The 15,899-nt window shown below is 71.6% G+C and carries 15 protein-coding genes; 4 read left to right on the top strand and 11 right to left on the bottom strand.

What is annotated here, in order from left to right:
- The 4 genes from ACFXAZ_RS24410 to rimP form a co-directional block, all read right to left on the bottom strand.
- Positions 1–618 (bottom strand): translation initiation factor IF-2 N-terminal domain-containing protein (locus ACFXAZ_RS24410; protein ID WP_384595047.1); only part of this gene is annotated, 618 nt, incomplete at its 3' end.
- A gap of 166 nt (positions 619–784) precedes the next feature.
- The gene (locus ACFXAZ_RS24405; protein WP_384595044.1) at positions 785–1,066 is read right to left on the bottom strand and encodes a YlxR family protein; all 282 of its coding nucleotides are present in this window, start codon (positions 1,064–1,066) and stop codon (positions 785–787) included.
- Positions 1,067–1,156: 90 nt separating this feature from the next.
- Positions 1,157–2,188 (bottom strand): transcription termination factor NusA, encoded by a 1,032-nt coding sequence (gene nusA / locus ACFXAZ_RS24400; RefSeq protein WP_384595041.1) that lies wholly within the window; start codon positions 2,186–2,188, stop codon positions 1,157–1,159.
- 2 nt (positions 2,189–2,190) lie between these two features.
- On the bottom strand, positions 2,191–2,724 hold the full coding sequence (gene rimP / locus ACFXAZ_RS24395) for a ribosome maturation factor RimP (protein WP_384595038.1): 534 nt from the start codon (positions 2,722–2,724) through the stop codon (positions 2,191–2,193).
- A gap of 225 nt (positions 2,725–2,949) precedes the next feature.
- On the opposite strand from rimP, the gene ACFXAZ_RS24390 reads away from it, so the two are divergent.
- The 3 genes from ACFXAZ_RS24390 to ACFXAZ_RS24380 are packed head-to-tail and all read left to right on the top strand — an operon-like array spanning position 2,950 to position 4,897.
- Positions 2,950–3,453 (top strand): hypothetical protein, encoded by a 504-nt coding sequence (locus ACFXAZ_RS24390; RefSeq protein ID WP_384595036.1) that lies wholly within the window; start codon positions 2,950–2,952, stop codon positions 3,451–3,453.
- Positions 3,450–3,938: a ferritin-like domain-containing protein gene (locus ACFXAZ_RS24385; RefSeq protein ID WP_384595033.1), complete on the top strand. Its 489-nt coding sequence runs from the start codon at positions 3,450–3,452 to the stop codon at positions 3,936–3,938. Before ACFXAZ_RS24390 ends, ACFXAZ_RS24385 begins: the two co-directional genes overlap by 4 nt.
- Before the next feature lie 59 nt (positions 3,939–3,997).
- Positions 3,998–4,897 (top strand): aminoglycoside phosphotransferase family protein, encoded by a 900-nt coding sequence (locus ACFXAZ_RS24380; RefSeq protein ID WP_384595030.1) that lies wholly within the window; start codon positions 3,998–4,000, stop codon positions 4,895–4,897.
- Positions 4,898–5,253: 356 nt separating this feature from the next.
- On the opposite strand, the gene ACFXAZ_RS24375 is transcribed toward ACFXAZ_RS24380, so the two are convergent.
- The 6 genes from ACFXAZ_RS24375 to dxr all read right to left on the bottom strand — a co-directional run bounded on the left by ACFXAZ_RS24375 (position 5,254) and on the right by dxr (position 12,795).
- Positions 5,254–6,957: a proline--tRNA ligase gene (locus ACFXAZ_RS24375; protein ID WP_384595027.1), complete on the bottom strand. Its 1,704-nt coding sequence runs from the start codon at positions 6,955–6,957 to the stop codon at positions 5,254–5,256.
- Positions 6,958–7,031: 74 nt separating this feature from the next.
- A complete protein-coding gene (locus ACFXAZ_RS24370) occupies positions 7,032–7,559 on the bottom strand; it encodes a GNAT family N-acetyltransferase (protein ID WP_384595024.1) in 528 nt (175 codons plus the stop codon).
- Between the two features lie 125 nt (positions 7,560–7,684).
- Positions 7,685–8,533: a GNAT family N-acetyltransferase gene (locus ACFXAZ_RS24365; protein WP_384595021.1), complete on the bottom strand. Its 849-nt coding sequence runs from the start codon at positions 8,531–8,533 to the stop codon at positions 7,685–7,687.
- Between the two features lie 367 nt (positions 8,534–8,900).
- Entirely contained in the window at positions 8,901–10,058 is a 1,158-nt protein-coding gene (gene ispG, locus ACFXAZ_RS24360; RefSeq protein ID WP_384595018.1) for a flavodoxin-dependent (E)-4-hydroxy-3-methylbut-2-enyl-diphosphate synthase, read from the bottom strand.
- Positions 10,059–10,228: 170 nt separating this feature from the next.
- Positions 10,229–11,521: a M50 family metallopeptidase gene (locus ACFXAZ_RS24355; RefSeq protein WP_384595053.1), complete on the bottom strand. Its 1,293-nt coding sequence runs from the start codon at positions 11,519–11,521 to the stop codon at positions 10,229–10,231.
- 8 nt (positions 11,522–11,529) lie between these two features.
- On the bottom strand, positions 11,530–12,795 hold the full coding sequence (gene dxr, locus ACFXAZ_RS24350; protein WP_384595015.1) for a 1-deoxy-D-xylulose-5-phosphate reductoisomerase: 1,266 nt from the start codon (positions 12,793–12,795) through the stop codon (positions 11,530–11,532).
- 248 nt (positions 12,796–13,043) lie between these two features.
- Between dxr and ACFXAZ_RS24345 the strand changes: the two genes are divergently transcribed.
- Entirely contained in the window at positions 13,044–13,499 is a 456-nt protein-coding gene (locus tag ACFXAZ_RS24345; RefSeq protein WP_384595012.1) for a lamin tail domain-containing protein, read from the top strand.
- A 98-nt stretch (positions 13,500–13,597) separates the two neighbouring features.
- Here ACFXAZ_RS24345 and ACFXAZ_RS24340 read toward each other — a convergent pair whose 3' ends face one another.
- Positions 13,598–15,592, bottom strand: a complete 1,995-nt coding sequence (locus ACFXAZ_RS24340) for an acyl-CoA dehydrogenase family protein (RefSeq protein ID WP_384595009.1) — start codon at positions 15,590–15,592, stop codon at positions 13,598–13,600.
- Positions 15,593–15,899: the final 307 nt, after the last annotated feature.

Below are 15,899 nucleotides of genomic sequence, written 5' to 3'. Positions count from 1 at the left end.
CGACTGGCCCTGACCCTGGCCCTGCCCCTGGCCGGGGCCCGAGGGCCGCCCGCCGGGACGCGGGGCGCCGGGGCGCGGACCGCTGCTGGGCTTGGACGCCGCCGGGGCCGGGGTGGGCGCCGGCGGAGCGGTGAACTCCGGGGCGGCCGGGGCCGGACGCGGCGCGGGCCGGGGGCCCGGCGTGGGACGCGAGCCCTGGGCGGGAGTGGAGACCGGGGAGCCCGGGGAAGCCTGGGACACCGGGGATGCCGGAGTCACCGGGGCCGCCGGGGTCACCGGTGCGGCCGGAGCCGTGGGGGCGGCGGAGGCCGCCGGGGCCACGGGCTGCGCGGGGGCCGGGCGCGGGGCGCCGGGCTTCGGGGCACCGGGACGGACCGACTGCGCCGGAGAGGGCGCGCCGGGCTTGGGGGTGGGGGTGGCCTTCCGGGGGGCGGGGCGGGCGGACCTGCCGTTGCCACTGCCCTGCTGGAAGGCGTCGGTCAGCTTGCGTACTACGGGCGCTTCGATCGTCGAAGACGCCGAACGGACGAATTCACCGAGTTCCTGGAGCTTGGCCATGACGACCTTGCTCTCGACGCCGAACTCCTTGGCGAGTTCGTAGACCCGGACCTTAGCCACTTCGCTCCTCTGAGGTCCGGGTTGCGGCCGGACCGTCGCTAGTTCATGGGCGTACTCATCGCGTACTCATCGAGTGCTCATCGCAATCTCGACCTGCTTTCGACTCGCGAGGTACCAGGCCGCACGGGGACTTCCGCGCGACATGTCTTCTTACCGTGTTGCCTGCTCAGCAACTGTGTGTCCGCTCGACGTGGTGGCGCAACGCCTTTACGTCGAGCGGCCCCGGGACGCGGAACGCCCGCGGGAACGCCCGGCGGCGCACCGCCTGGTCCAGACAGACCTGGGCGGGGTGTACATAGGCACCCCGGCCGGGCAGCGTACCGCGAGGATCAGGGGCGCAAGCGCCCTCGACCACCACGATCCGCAGCAGTTCGATCTTGGCCGCTCGCTGCCTGCACCCCACACAGGTGCGCTCAGGGCGTGCGACGGCACGCGTCCGGCCAGACACTCCTCAGTCTACCTCCCCGCACCGACCTCACCCCTACGGGGCAAGAATCGAACGCGCGTTGTCGTGATCCAACCCACACGCGGCTCGGATCTATTCCCCCGCAGGTCTGCGCTGCTCCCCGCCCCCGGGTGAGCCCTGTTCGGCGGGCTGCTCGGTGTCGGGGCGGATGTCGATGCGCCAGCCGGTGAGACGGGCGGCCAGCCGGGCGTTCTGCCCTTCCTTGCCGATCGCCAGCGACAGCTGGTAGTCGGGCACCGTCACCCGCGCGGAGCGGGCGGCGAGGTCCACCACGTCGACCTTGGACACCCGGGCCGGGGACAGCGCGTTGGCCACCATCTCCGCCGGGTCGTCGGACCAGTCGACGATGTCGATCTTCTCGCCGTTCAGCTCGCCCATCACATTGCGCACCCGGCCGCCCATGGGGCCGATGCAGGCCCCCTTGGCGTTCAGGCCCGCGCGGGTGGAGCGTACGGCGATCTTGGTGCGGTGGCCGGCCTCGCGGGCGATGGCGGCGATCTCGACGGATCCGTCGGCGATCTCCGGCACCTCCAGCGCGAACAGCTTCTTCACCAGATTGGGGTGGGTGCGCGAGAGGGTGACGGACGGACCGCGCACGCCCTTCGCCACCCGGACGACGTACGACCGCAGCCGCAGGCCGTGCGGGTAGGTCTCGCCGGGGACCTGTTCCTGCACCGGCAGGATGGCCTCCAGCTTGCCGATGTCGACCAGGACGTTCTTCGGGTCGCGGCCCTGCTGGACCACGCCGGTGACGATGTCGCCCTCGCGGCCCGCGTACTCGCCGAGCGTGGCGTCGTCCTGGGCGTCGCGCAGCCGCTGGAGGATGACCTGCTTGGCGGTGGTCGCGGCGATCCGGCCGAAATCGGACGGCGTGTCGTCGAACTCGCGGGCCTCCTGGCCCTCCTCCAGGTCCTCCGGGTCCTCCTTGGCCCACACGGTCACATGGCCGGTCTCCCGGTTCAGCTCCACGCGGGCGCGGCGGCGGCTGCCGTCGGTCCGGTGGTAGGCGATGAGAAGGGCCGCCTCGATCGCCTCGACCAGCAGGTCGAAGGAGATCTCCTTCTCCCGCACCAAGCCCCGCAGGGCGCTCATGTCGATGTCCACGGCTACGCCTCCTCTTCTTCCGTCATGTCCGTCTCGTCCACTGTCTTGTCCGCCGCCCTGTCCGTGCGGCCGAACTCGACCTGGACGCGCGCCTTGGCGATCTCCTCGAAGGGGAGCCTGCGCGCGGTGGGCTTGCGCCCCTTGACCCCGGGCACCTCGGTGTCCAGACCGGTGGCGTCCACGGTCAGGATCCTGGCGACGACCTCACCGCCGCCGGCGAGCTGGAACGCGACCAGCCGGCCGGTGGCGCGCACGTAGTGGCGCAGCTCGGTGAGCGGGCGCTCCGCGCCCGGGGTGCCGACCTCCAGGGTGTACTCGCCCTCGCCCATCGCGTCACTCTCGTCGAGACTCGCCGAGAGCGCGCGGCTCACATCGGCGACCTTGTCCAGGTCCGCTCCGGTGTCGGAGTCGACGGTGACACGCAGCACCCGCTTGCGTCCTACGGAGTCCACGGTGATCTCTTCGAGATCCAGGCCCTGGGAGGTGACGAGCGGTTCCAGCAGTTCTCGCAGCCTCTCGCTCTGGGTGGTGCTCATCCGGGTGACTCCTCGGCCGCGTGTGCTGTTGTGGGGAAGGGCTCGTGTCTGGTCAAAGGGTATCCGGTCCGGGGGTGTGTTGCCGTCCACCTGCGGACGGGTGGTGCCGCTGCCGGGCGTGCGCCCCCGGCGCGGGTACCGTGATCGCGGGCGAGCCGCCCGATGTGTCTATCTGCTCGCCCGATATGTCTATCTGTTCGTACGAGCCTCCCGAGGACGTCTGCCGTGCCGTTCCCCCCGCCGTCGCGCGCCCGCTCCGGCCCGCGCAGAAGAACCCTGCTCGCCTCGGCCGCGGGGACGCTGCTGCTGGCGGGCTGCTCCGCCGACGACTCCGGCGGCGGCTCGGCCGCGAGCCTGGTCGCCGCGGACCGGGCACGCGCGCGGGCGGCCCGCGAGAGCCTGGCCCTCGCCGGGCGCTACGACGCCGTGCTCGCCGCCCATCCGGCGCTCGCGGAGCGGCTGGGGCCGCTGCGGGACGCGGTCGTACGGCACGCGCGGGCGTTCGGCGGCGCGGAGCGATCGACCGGCTCGCCGTCCCCCACGGCCTCCCCCGAGGTGCCCGCCGACCAGCAGGGCGCGCTGAGCGGGCTCGCGACCGCCGAGCGCACGCTGGCGGACCGGCGGGCGCGGGAACTGGTGGACCTGCCGGGCGAGCTGGCCCGGCTGCTGGCCTCGGTGGCGGCGGCCGGGGCGGCGCACGCGTATCTGCTGACGGAGGGCGAGGCATGAGCGGGGCGAGGGCGGCGGCGACCGAGGAGGAGAAGGCGGCCGAGCTGGACGCGCTCCAGGCGACGCTGGCCGCCGAGCACGCGGCCGTGTACGGGTACGGCGTCGTCGGCGGCAGGATCCACGAGGAGCGGCGTACGGAGGCGAGGGCGGCGTACGACGCCCATCGCGCCCGGCGGGACGCGCTGGCACGTGAGGTGCGGGACCGGGGCGGGGAGCCGGTGGCCGCGGCGGCCGGGTACGCGCTGCCGTTCGCCGTGCCGGACGCGGCGGCGGCGCTGCGGCTGGCCGCCGAGCTGGAGGACCGGGTGGCCGGGGTCTACTCCGACCTGGTGCGGGCCGCGGCGGACGGGCTGCGGGGCACGGCGGCCGAGGGGCTGCGCGAGGCAGCGGTGCGGGCGGTGCGCTGGCGGGGCGGCAGCGTAGCCTTCCCTGGTCTCGCCGAGCGGGCCGGGACCGCTTCGGCGTCGCCGTCGCCCTCGGCGTGACAGAGGAGAGGGGGCGGGCCGGGTCAGGAAGGGCAGAAAGGGAAGGAATCGACTCGCGTATGGCTTTCGCACCGCCGCGGCGACTGATCAGGGCGCTGGGCGAGACGGCGCCGGAGGGTGACGACTGGCTGGGCGAGCTGCCCGAGACCGCCCGACAGGCCCTCGCGCTACGCGAGTTGAGCATGGAACGGGTGCAGATGCCCGGTGGCCGCAGCAGCCTGGTGATGCTGGTGCGGTACGCCGACGGCTCGCCGGCCGTGCTGAAGCTGGCCCCGCCGCGGGCCCGGCCGCAGGGCGAGCGGGCGGCGCTGGCGCACTGGGCGGGCCGGGGCGCCGTGCAGTTGCTGGAGGCGGAGTCGGCGGACGGGGCGCTGCTGCTGGAGCGGCTGCATCCGGATGTCTCGGTGCGGTCGCTGCCGGAGGCGAAGGCGCTGCTGGAGGCGGCGGGGGTGCTGCGCAGGCTGTGGGTGGAGCCGCCGGCCGGGGTGGTCTTCGAGACGGTCGCCGAGCGGACGGGTCGGCAGGCGGCGGCGATGCGGGCGAGCGCGGACGCGGATGCCTCGGTGGCACCGCTGGTGGACGCGGCGCTGGCGGCCCGGGACGCGCTGCTGGTCGCGCCGCCCGAGCTGCGGCTGCTGCACGGCACGTTCCGGCAGAGCAAGGTGCTGGCCGGTGAGCGGATGCCGTGGCTGGCGGTGGGGCCGGACCCGGTGGCCGGGGAGTGCGCGTTCGATCTGGCGCGGCTGGTACGGGACCGGGTGGAGGATCTGATCGCCAGCCCGTCGGGTGCGGCGACGACCCGGCGCCGGGTGAAGCGGCTCGCGGAGTCGCTGGAGGTGGATCAGGAGCGGTTGCGGGGGTGGACGCTGTTCCGGGCGGTGGAGTCGGGTGTGCGGGCGCTCCGCGTGGGGCGCCTGGGGGATGCGGAGCTGTTGCTGGAGTTCGCCGGGTGGCTGTGAGGGGGCGTGCGCGGTTTCCCCGGGTGCGGGCCGGTGGGGGCTGGTCGCGCAGTTCCCCGCGCCCCTAGGGGGTTTTGGTCAGCGTTGGCATGCAGGCCTGGCTGGGGGGCCTGTTGCTCGGGTGCGGGTCGGTGGGGGCTGGTCGCGCAGTTCCCCGCGCCCCTAGGGGGTTGTGGTCAGCGTCGGCTTGCAGGCTTGGCTGGGGGTGCCTGTTGCTCGGGTGCGGGTCGGTGGGGGCCGGTCGCGCAGTTCCCCGCGCCCCTGAGGGGGTGCCGTCAGCCTTGGCTTGCAGGCCTGGCTGGGGAAAGGTGGAGGCCGGGGCCTTGGGCCCCGGTCTGGCTCACCGTAGGGGACTGTCAGGTGGTTGTCAGGCGGGTGATGGCCTCGGCCACCGGGAGTTCTTCGCGTTCGCCGGTGCGGCGGTTCTTGAGTTCGACCACGCCCTCGGCGGCGCGGCGGCCCGCCACCAGGATGGTGGGGACGCCGATCAGCTCGGAGTCGGTGAACTTGACGCCCGGGGAGACTCCGGCGCGGTCGTCCACCAGGACCCGGACTCCCGCTGCCGCGAGCTGCTCGGAGACCTCCAGGGCGAGTTCGGTCTGGAGGGCCTTGCCCGCGGCGACCACGTGGACGTCGGCGGGGGCGACCTCGGCGGGCCAGCACAGGCCCTTGTCGTCGGCGGTCTGCTCGGCGAGGGCGGCGACCGCGCGGGAGACGCCGATGCCGTAGGAGCCCATGGTGACGCGGACCGGCTTGCCGGTGTGGCCGAGGACGTCCAGCTTCAGCGCGTCGGCGTACTTGCGGCCGAGCTGGAAGATGTGGCCGATCTCGATGGCGCGGTCCAGCTTGAGGCCGGTCCCGCAGTTGGGGCACGGGTCGCCCTCCCGCACCACCACGACATCGACGTACGCGTCGACCTCGAAGTCCCGGCCCGCGACCACGTTCTTCGCGTGCACGTTCTCCTTGTTGGCGCCCGTGATCCAGGCCGTGCCCGGCGCCACCCGCGGGTCGGCGAGGTAGGTCACCTTGGCCAGGCCCTGCGGTCCGACATAGCCGCGGACCAGGTCGGGGCGGCCGGTGAAGTCCTCGGCGGTGACCAGCTCGACCTCGGCGGGGGCGAAGTGCGCCTCGACCTTGCCGAGGTCCACCTCGCGGTCCCCGGGGACGCCCACGGCGACGATCTCGCCGTCCACCTTGACCAGCAGGTTCTTCAGGGTCGCGGAGGCCGGGACGCCGAGGGAGGCGGCCAGGGTCTCGATGGTCGGGGTGTCCGGGGTGTCGATCTCCTCGGCGGCGGGGACGGCCGAGCCGTCGACCGGCTTCAGCTCGTAGGTGATCGCCTCCGTGTTGGCCGCGAACTCGCAGTTCGGGCAGTCCGCGAAGATGTCCTCACCGGCGCTGGAGGGCGCCAGGAACTCCTCCGACTTCGAGCCGCCCATCGCGCCCGCGGTCGCGAAGCAGATGCGGTAGTCGAGACCGAGCCGTTCGAACACCTTCCGGTACGCCTGCCGGTGCAGCGCGTACGACTCGGCGAGACCCTCGTCGGTGAGGTCGAAGGAGTACGAGTCCTTCATCAGGAACTCACGGCCGCGCAGGATGCCCGCGCGGGGGCGGGCCTCGTCACGGAACTTGGTCTGGATCTGGTACAGGATGACCGGCAGGTCCTTGTAGGAGGACGCCTGGTCCTTGACCAGGAGGGTGAAGATCTCCTCGTGGGTGGGGCCGAGGAGGTAGTCGCCGCCCTTGCGGTCGTTCAGCCGGAACAGTTCGGCGCCGTACTCCTCCCAGCGGCCGGTCGCCTCGTACGGCTCGCGCGGCAGCAGTGCGGGGAGCAGCACCTCCTGGGCGCCGATCGCGTCCATCTCCTCACGGACGATCCGCTCCACATTGGCGAGCACCTTCCTGCCCAGCGGCAGCCAGGACCAGATGCCGGCGGCGGTACGGCGGACGTACCCGGCGCGCACGAGGAGTTTGTGGCTGAGGACCTCGGCGTCGGCCGGGTCGTCGCGCAGGGTCTTCGCCAACAACTGGGACATGCGCTGGACCGGTGCGTTCGCCATCGTTCTCGTACTCCTGCCAGGAAAGGGTGATGGCATGGAGGTTAGCCGGGGGGCACGGGCCGGTGGAAATCCGTTTACCGCAGCAGCGGGAGCGGGGCGCCCATGACCGCGTAGGGCTTGGGGGCGCTGGGGAAGTGGACCTGGCGGGCGAGGTCCGCATAGCCCAGGGAGCGGTACAGGCCGCGGGCCGGGCTGTCGGTGTCGATCGCGGAGAGGATCGAGCGGGGCTGGGCGGCGGTGTCCGTGATCGTGGTGATCAGGGCGCGGCCGATGCCGAGGTTCTGGTGGGCGGGGTGGACGTGGAGTTCCGTGATGACGAAGGAGTCGTCCAGCCAGTCGGTGTTGTGCTGTGCGCGCAGGTACGGCTCCACGACGGTGGACCACCAGTGGGTGCGCTCGTTGGGCATGCCGTACACGAACCCGACGAGTTGTCGTCCGACGGTCGCGCCGAAGGCCCGGGCTCCGAGGTAGGTCATGTGGCGCAGGACGATCTGGCGGCGGACCGCGATCTCCTCCGGGCCCAGTCCGAAGGCCAGTGCCTGGACCGACAGTGCCTCGTCCACGTGGGCCGGCAGGTCGAGGGGGACGATGACGGGGTCCATGGCGGGAGCGTACAGGGGGCTGGTCGCGGGTGGCCGTGAGCGGGGGTGGTGAGTGGTGGTGGTGAGTGGGGGTGAGTGGTGGCGCGGGTTGGGCGTGGTTGTTCGTGCCGGTTCCCCCGGTCCGGTCAGAACAGCACGCTCATGAACGCGCCGACCTCGCGGAAGCCGACTTTGGTGTACGTCCTGCGCGCGGCGGTGTTGTAGTCGTTCACGTACAGGCTGACCAGGGGGGCCACGTCCGCGAGGGCGTACTTCAGTACGGCGGCCATGCCCGGGGCGGCCAGGCCCATCCCCCGGTACTCGGGGGCCACCCAGACGCCCTGGATCTGGCAGGCGCGGTCCGTAGCGGCGCCGATCTCGGCCTTGAAGGCGACCTTGCCGCGGTCGTCGAGGCGGGCGAAGGAGCGGCCGGAGCCGACGAGTTCGGCGACCCTGGCCTGGTAGAGGAGGCCGCCGTCACCGGCCATCGGGGAGACGCCGACCTCCTCGGTGAACATCGCCACGCAGGCCGGCATGATCGTGTCCATCTCGTCCTTGCGGACCCGGCGGACGTAGGGGTCCGGGGCGACGGTGGCGGACATCCGGTCGGTGACCATCAGGGGCTGGTGGGCGCGGATCTCGCGGGGCGGGCCCCAGTGGGGTTCCAGCAGCCGCCACAGTGCGGAGGTGGCCTCGGCGGGGCCGACGATCGAGGAGCAGCGGCGGCCGGCCCGGCGGGCCCGGTCGGCGAAGGCGCGGACCGCGCGCGGGGTGGCGCAGATCGGGACGAGGTTGGCGCCCGCGTAGCACAGGGAGGTCAGCATGCCGTCCTCGTACCAGCCCCACATCTCGCCGCCCAGTCGCCACGGGTCCAGACCGGCGATCTGGACCCGCGAGGTGACGAAGGCGTTGGCGACCGGCTCGCGGTGCAGGACGGCGAGCGCGGCGTCCAGGTCACTCGGTTCGAGGACCCGGGAGGTGGTCTGGGTCAACACGTACGGGGCCTCACAGTGGGGTTGCCGATCTCCGCACTGTACCTGCGGTTGCTTTGGGATGCCGCCCCGCGTTTCGGTGGGGGCGGTTGGGTGTGCGGGGTGGCTGTGGCGCCGAGTGAGGTGGGGGTGCGGGTTGGCTGTCGCGCCCTGTGAGGTGGGGGTGCGGGTTGGCTGTCGCGCCCTGTGAGGTGGGGGTGCTGGTGCGCTCGCGGGTGCGGGCCGGTGGGGGCTGGTCGCGCAGTTCCCCGCGCCCCTGGAAGCAGGGCGACGGCCCCTCCCGGGATGAAAGGTTCCGCCCGGACCCGAGACCCTTGGCTCAGCCCGCACCCGAGACTCCCGGCTCAGCCCGCGCCCCGAGGCCCTCGGTTCAGCCCGCTACCGAGATGGTCGGCTCGCCCGATTCCGTGCCGTCCGCCTCCATCTGTTCGGCCAGTTTCAGGGCCTCCTCGATGAGGGTTTCCACGATCTTGGACTCGGGGACGGTCTTGATGACCTCGCCCTTGACGAAGATCTGGCCCTTGCCGTTGCCGGAGGCGACGCCCAGGTCGGCCTCGCGGGCCTCGCCGGGGCCGTTGACCACGCAGCCCATGACGGCGACGCGGAGGGGGACCTCCATGCCGGTCAGGCCCGCGGTGACCTCTTCGGCCAGTTTGTAGACGTCGACCTGGGCGCGTCCGCAGGACGGGCAGGAGACGATCTCCAGGCCGCGCTGCTTGAGGTTCAGGGACTCCAGGATCTGGTTGCCGACCTTGACCTCCTCGACCGGGGGCGCGGAGAGCGAGACGCGGATGGTGTCGCCGATGCCCTGGGAGAGCAGGGCGCCGAAGGCGACCGCCGACTTGATGGTGCCCTGGAAGGAGGGGCCCGCCTCGGTCACCCCGAGGTGGAGGGGGTAGTCGCACTGGGCGGCGAGCTGCTTGTAGGCCTCGATCATCACGACCGGGTCGTTGTGCTTGACGGAGATCTTGATGTCCCGGAAGTCGTGCTCCTCGAAGAGGGACGCCTCCCACAGGGCCGATTCCACCAGGGCCTCGGGGGTCGCCTTGCCGTACTTCTGGAGCAGCCGCCGGTCCAGGGAGCCGGCGTTGACCCCGATGCGGATGGGCGTGCGGTGCTCGTTGGCCGCCTTCGCGATCTCGCGGACCTTGTCGTCGAACTGCTTGATGTTGCCCGGGTTGACCCGGACGGCCGCGCAGCCCGCCTCGATGGCGGCGAACACGTACTTCGGCTGGAAGTGGATGTCCGCGATCACCGGGATCTGCGACTTGCGCGCGATGGTCGCGAGGGCGTCGGCGTCGTCCTGGGTGGGGCAGGCCACCCGGACGATCTGGCAGCCGGACGCGGTCAGCTCGGCGATCTGCTGGAGCGTGGCGCCGATGTCCGACGTACGGGTCGTGGTCATGGACTGCACGGAGACGGGGGCGTCACCGCCGACGGCCACGGAACCGACCTGGATCTGCCGGCTCCGGCGGCGCTCGGCGACCTTGAGCGGAACGGACGGCATGCCGAGAGAAATCGCAGTCATCTGCTGTGCAACCCCAAGTCGTGGATCAGGATCCGGTCCCGAGAAGCGGCGGGCTCCGGCCTCCGAGATTACGGCACCGCTCCCTTGCCGGGCACATCCCACGGGTAATCCGGCTCCCGAGGTGGCGGCCGAACAGTCGTGCGAGTCCGGCCGCCGCCAGCGGCTGGTGGCTACGAGATTCTCACCGGGTTGACCACGTCCGCGACCAGGACCAGCAACGTGAAGCAGATGAAGACCCCGGCCACCACATAGGCCACCGGCATCAGCTTCGCCACGTCGAACGGGCCGGGGTCGGGGCGGCGCAGCAGCCGGGCGAGATTGCGGCGCAGCGACTCCCACAGGGCGCCCGCGACATGCCCGCCGTCGAGCGGGAGCAGCGGGAGCATGTTGAAGAGGAACAGGGAGAGGTTGAAGCCCGCGACCAGCATCAGCGCCATGGCGAGCTGCTGGGTGGGCGGGATGTCCAGGGTGAAGATCTCACCGCCGACGCGGGCCGCGCCGACCACGCCCATCGGGGAGTCCGCCTCGCGCGGGCCGTCGCCGAAGGCGGCGTCCCACAGGGCCGGGACCTTGGAGGGGAGGGCGGCGAGGGAGTCGACGGCGTCGCCGACGCGGTCGCCCATCCAGGTCACCGAGGAGCCGAGGTCCTGGCGGACGATGCCGGTGGCGGCGCTGAAGCCGAGGAAGCCCGCGTTGACGTACTCGCCCGGGACGATCTGGCCGCTGGAGTCCTTCTTGGCTACCTGGTTGGTGGCGATCGTGGCGTGCAGGGTGAGGTCCTGGCCGTCGCGCTCGACGACGATCGGCACCTCCTTGCCGGGGTTGGCGCGGATCAGGTCCGACAGTTCGTTCCAGTCGTCCGTGCGGACGCCGTCGAAGGCGACGATCTTGTCGCCGGCCTTGAGTCCGGCGGCGGCGGCCGGGGAGGCCTCGTCGGAGTTGCGGCAGGTGTCGCGGTTCTCGCTCTGCGCGATGACGCACTGGGAGACCGAGGAGACCGCGGTGGTCTGCTGGGAGATGCCGAAGCCCATCAGGACGGTGAGGAACAGTGCCACCGCCAGGATCAGGTTCATGAAGGGGCCCGCGAACATCACGATGACCCGTTTCCAGGGCTTGCGGGTGTAGAACATGCGGGTCTCGTCGCCGGGCTTCAGCTCCTCGAAGGCGGCCGAGCGGGCGTCCTCGATCATGCCGCGCCACGGGGAGGTGGACCGGGCCTCGATCTTGCCGTCCGGGCCGGGCGGGAACATGCCGATCATGCGGATGTACCCGCCGAAGGGGATGGCCTTGATGCCGTACTCGGTCTCGCCCTTCTTGCGGGAGAAGAGGGTCGGGCCGAAGCCGACCATGTACTGCGGCACCCGGATGCCGAAGAGCTTGGCCGTGGACAGATGCCCCAGCTCGTGCCAGGCGATCGAGATCAGCAGGCCGACCGCGAACACGACTATGCCGAGGATCATCATCAGGGTCGTCATGCACGCGCCTCCGCGGTGGCTTTCTGTGCCGCCAGTTCCCGGGCCCGGGCCCGTGCCCAGGTCTCCGCTTCGAGGACGTCCGACACGGTCAGCGAAGTTCCCGAATCCGGGGTGCCGTGTTCCTCGACCACCCGGGTGACGGTATCGATGATGCCGTTGAAGGGCAGGGCGCCGGTACGGAACGCCTCCACGCACTCCTCGTTCGCCGCATTGAACACCGCCGGGGCGGTGCCCGCGAGCGAGCCGACGTGCCGGGCGAGGTTCACCGAGGGGAACGCCTCGTTGTCGAGCGGGAAGAACTCCCAGGTCGACGCCTTGCTCCAGTCGAAGGCGGGTGCCGCGTCGGGAATGCGTTCGGGCCAGCCCAGACCGATGGCGATCGGCCCGCGCATGTCCGGGGGCGTCGCCTGGGCCAGGGTGGAGCCATCGGTGAACTCGACCATCGAGTGGACGTACGACTGGGGGTGCACGACGACCTCGATGCGGTCGAAGGGAATGTCGTACAGCAGGTGGGCCTCGATGACCTCCAGGCCCTTGTTGACCAGGGTCGCGGAGTTGATGGTGATCACCGGTCCCATCGCCCAGGTGGGGTGGGCGAGGGCGTCGGCGACGGTGACGTCCGCCAGCTCCGCGCGCGTACGGCCGCGGAAGGGGCCGCCGGAGGCGGTGACCACGAGCTTGCGGACGTCGGCGCGGGTGCCGGCGGCCAGTGCCTGGAAGAGCGCCGCGTGCTCGGAGTCCACCGGGATGATCTGGCCCGGCCGGGCCAGCGCCTTGACCAGCGGGCCGCCCACGATGAGCGACTCCTTGTTGGCGAGCGCGAGGGTACGGCCCGCCTCCAGGGCGGCGAGGGTCGGGGCGAGGCCGATGGAGCCGGTGATGCCGTTGAGCACGGTGTGGCAGTCGGAGGCGGCGAGCTGGGTGGCCGCGGTGGGACCGGCGAGGATCTCGGGCAGCGGCTCCCCGGGGCCGTAGCGGGCGCTCAGGGCGGCGCGCAGCGCGGGGACGGCGTCCGTGAGGGCGACCGCGACGGTCCGGACCCCGAGACGGTGGGCCTGCTCGGCGAGGAGTTCGGCGCGGGAGCCGTTGGCGGAGAGCGCGGTGACCTTGAAGCGGCCGGGGTTGCGCAGCACGAGGTCGATGGCCTGGGTGCCGATCGAGCCGGTGGACCCGAGGATCACCACGTCCTTGGGGCCGTCTCCCGCGACGGGGTCGTGGACGAGGTACGGGTCGGCAAGGGGGCGGGCTGGACTGTCGCTCATTCCCCCATTCTTGCCGCATCCGCTGTCCGGCCGGACAGGGTGTCCCCCGGGGAGAAGGCCCGGTGCCGTACATGCACGGAAATGACTCATTGTGGAGTGGCGGTGAAGATCGTGTGATACGACTTCAGTTCGCGAGCCGGTCGACCGCCGGCCTCCGCGGTTTTCGCGGTATTCCCGGTTTTTCTGGTTCTTCTGGCTTTCCCGTTTTTCATGGTTTCTCTGGACGACATCCTTGGGGGGATCTCTCCATGCGCATACGCGCTGCTCTGACCCTGCCCGCCCTCGCGGGCGCGGTCGTGCTCACCGGCACCCTGCTGTCCACCCCGGCCCAGGCGGCCGGCGGTGTGGTGCTGTACCACGCGTGGTTCGACAGCCCCGGTTCGGACACCGGCTCCACCACCAGCCTCAACGGCGAATGGGTGGAGATCAAGAACACCAGCCGGTCCGCCATTTCGCTCAAGGGCTGGGTGCTGAAGGACACGGCCAATCACAAGTACGTCTTCCCCAATGTGAAGATCGCCGCGGGGAAGACGATCAAGATCCGTACGGGTACGGGGAACGACACGACCACGAACAAGTACCAGGACCGGCGCGCCTATGTCTGGAACAACACCAGTGACACGGCGACGCTGACCAAGGCGAACGGGTCGAAGGTGGACACGTGCTCGTGGACCACGCGGGATCCCAGCGACAAGTGGTGCTGAGCGGGCGCGTTCCCGGGTGCGGGTGCGTCGGGGCTGGTCGCGCCCACGCGGCGGAGCCGCATGTCGATACCGCCCCGCGCCCCTGAACGGCGTCGGACTCACCTGACCTGTCGGTGGACGTTCTCCTGCGCGGAGGCTCCTGTGGTTGCGGTCGCGATCCAGGGGCCTTCGCCCGAGGGGTCCACGATGCCGTGTTCCAGCCATTCGTAGTGGCCGGCCAGGACGTTCTTCACCACCTTGCGGTCCCTTTCATCCGTGTTGGACCACAGGTGGGTGAAGAGGTCTTCCACGCGCAGGCGGGACTGGTGGCAGAAGGTGTCGGCGAGTTGGTACGCCTCGCGGCCGTGGTCGCCCTGGGTGCGCAGGAGTTCGGCGCGTACACAGGCCGCGCTCATGGCGAAGAGTTCGGCGCCGATGTCCACGATCCGGCCCAGGAAGCCCTGTTTGGTCTCCATGCGGCCCTGCCAGCGGGACATGGCGTAGAAGGTGGAGCGGGCCAGCTTGCGGGCCGCGCGTTCGACGTAGCGAAGATGCGGCGAAAGGTCGATGCCGTGTTTGAAATCGCCGTAGGACGTGGGGAGTTGGCCGGGGCCCGCGACGAGTTTCGGTAGCCACTTGGCGTAGAAGAGACCGGCCTGGGCGCCCGCCCTCGCCTTGTCCTGGAGGGACTTGTCGGGGTCGATGAGGTCGCCGGCGACGGAGAGATGGGCGTCGACGGCCTCGCGCGCGATGAGCAGATGCATGATCTCGGTCGAGCCCTCGAAGATGCGGTTGATGCGCAGGTCGCGCAGCATCTGTTCGGCGGGGACCGCGCGTTCGCCGCGCGCCCGGAGGGACTCGGCGGTCTCGTAGCCCCGGCCGCCACGGATCTGGACCAGTTCGTCGGCCATCCGCCAGGCCATCTCGGAGCCGTAGAGCTTGGCCAGGGCGGCCTCGATTCGGATGTCGTTGCGGTCCTCGTCGGCGAGCTGGGAGGACAGGTCGAGCACGGCCTCCAGGGCGAAGGTGGTGGCCGCGATAAAGCTGATCTTGGAGCCGACGGCCTCGTGGAGGGCGACGGGCTTGCCCCACTGCTCGCGGACCGCCGACCACTCACGGGCGATTTTCAGACACCATTTGCCGGCGCCGACGCACATCGCGGGCAGCGAGAGGCGGCCGGTGTTGAGGGTGGTCAGGGCGATCTTGAGGCCGGCGCCCTCGGGGCCGACGCGGTGCGCGGCCGGGACCCTGACCCGGTGGAAGCGGGTGACGCCGTTCTCGATGCCGCGCAGGCCCATGAAGGCGTTGCGGTGCTCCACGGTGATGCCCGGCGCGTCCGCCTCGACGACGAACGCGGTGATCCCGCCCTTGTGGCCGTCGGATCTCGGTACGCGTGCCATGACGACGAGGAGGTCGGCGACGACGCCGTTGGTGGTCCAGAGTTTCACGCCGTCGAGGACGTAGTCGTCGCCGTCGGGGACGGCCGTGGTGGCGAGGCGGGCCGGGTCGGAGCCGACGTCGGGCTCGGTGAGCAGGAACGCCGAGATATCGGTGCGGGCGCAGCGCGGCAGGAAGGTGTTCTTCTGCTCCTGGGTGCCGAAGAGCTTGAGCGGCTGGGGTACGCCGATCGACTGATGGGCGGAGAGCAGCGCGCCGAGCGCCGGGCTGGTGGAGCCGACCAGGGCGAGGGCCTTGTTGTAGTGGACCTGGGTGAGGCCCAGACCGCCGTACTCGGTGTCGATCTTCATGCCGAGGGCGCCGAGTTCCTTGAGGCCGTTCACGACCTCGTCCGGGATGCGGGCGTCCCGTTCGATGACGGCGGGGTCGATCCGGGTCTCGCAGAAGGTGCGCAGGTCGGCGAGGAAGCGCTCGCCGCGGCGGACGTCTTCGGCGTCCGGGAGCGGGTGGGGGTGGATGAGGTCGAGGCGGAAGCGGCCGAGGAACAGTTCCTTGGCGAAGCTGGGTCTGCGCCAGTCCTGCTCCCGGGCCGCCTCCGCCACCTGGCGGGCCTCGCGCTCGGAGACGGTGGGCTGGGTGGGGCCGGTGGGTCCTGGGGGCTGGGCTGGACCTGTGGGTCCGGTGGGACCGGTGGGCCGGGTGGGGGCTGCGGACATGACGCTCACCTCGCCGTGCATCGGGATCTCGGTCCACGGGGCGTGCTGCGACCCCATGGAATTACCGACGGGTGCTACCCGTTCGTGGTACCTGATCCCGGACGGGGCGGCCACCTTGGGCGGGGCCGTTCGGCCGATGTCCGCGGGTGTCCGCGGGTGTCCGCGCGGGGGCGGGAGTGCGGATACGGGTGCGGGGCGGGCCGCCCCCCCCCCTGGGACGCGCCGGGGGGGGGGGTGGGGGGGAGTTTGTGGGGGGGGCCACGGGCACCCGGGCGGCGGGCAAGAACAAGGGCGGGGGTCTCGCGGG

Source organism: Streptomyces sp. NPDC059477 (assembly GCF_042749375.1).
GTDB lineage: Bacteria > Actinomycetota > Actinomycetes > Streptomycetales > Streptomycetaceae > Streptomyces.
Note: the sequence above shows the minus strand (reverse complement) of the source record. Positions and strands in the feature narration are given on the sequence as shown.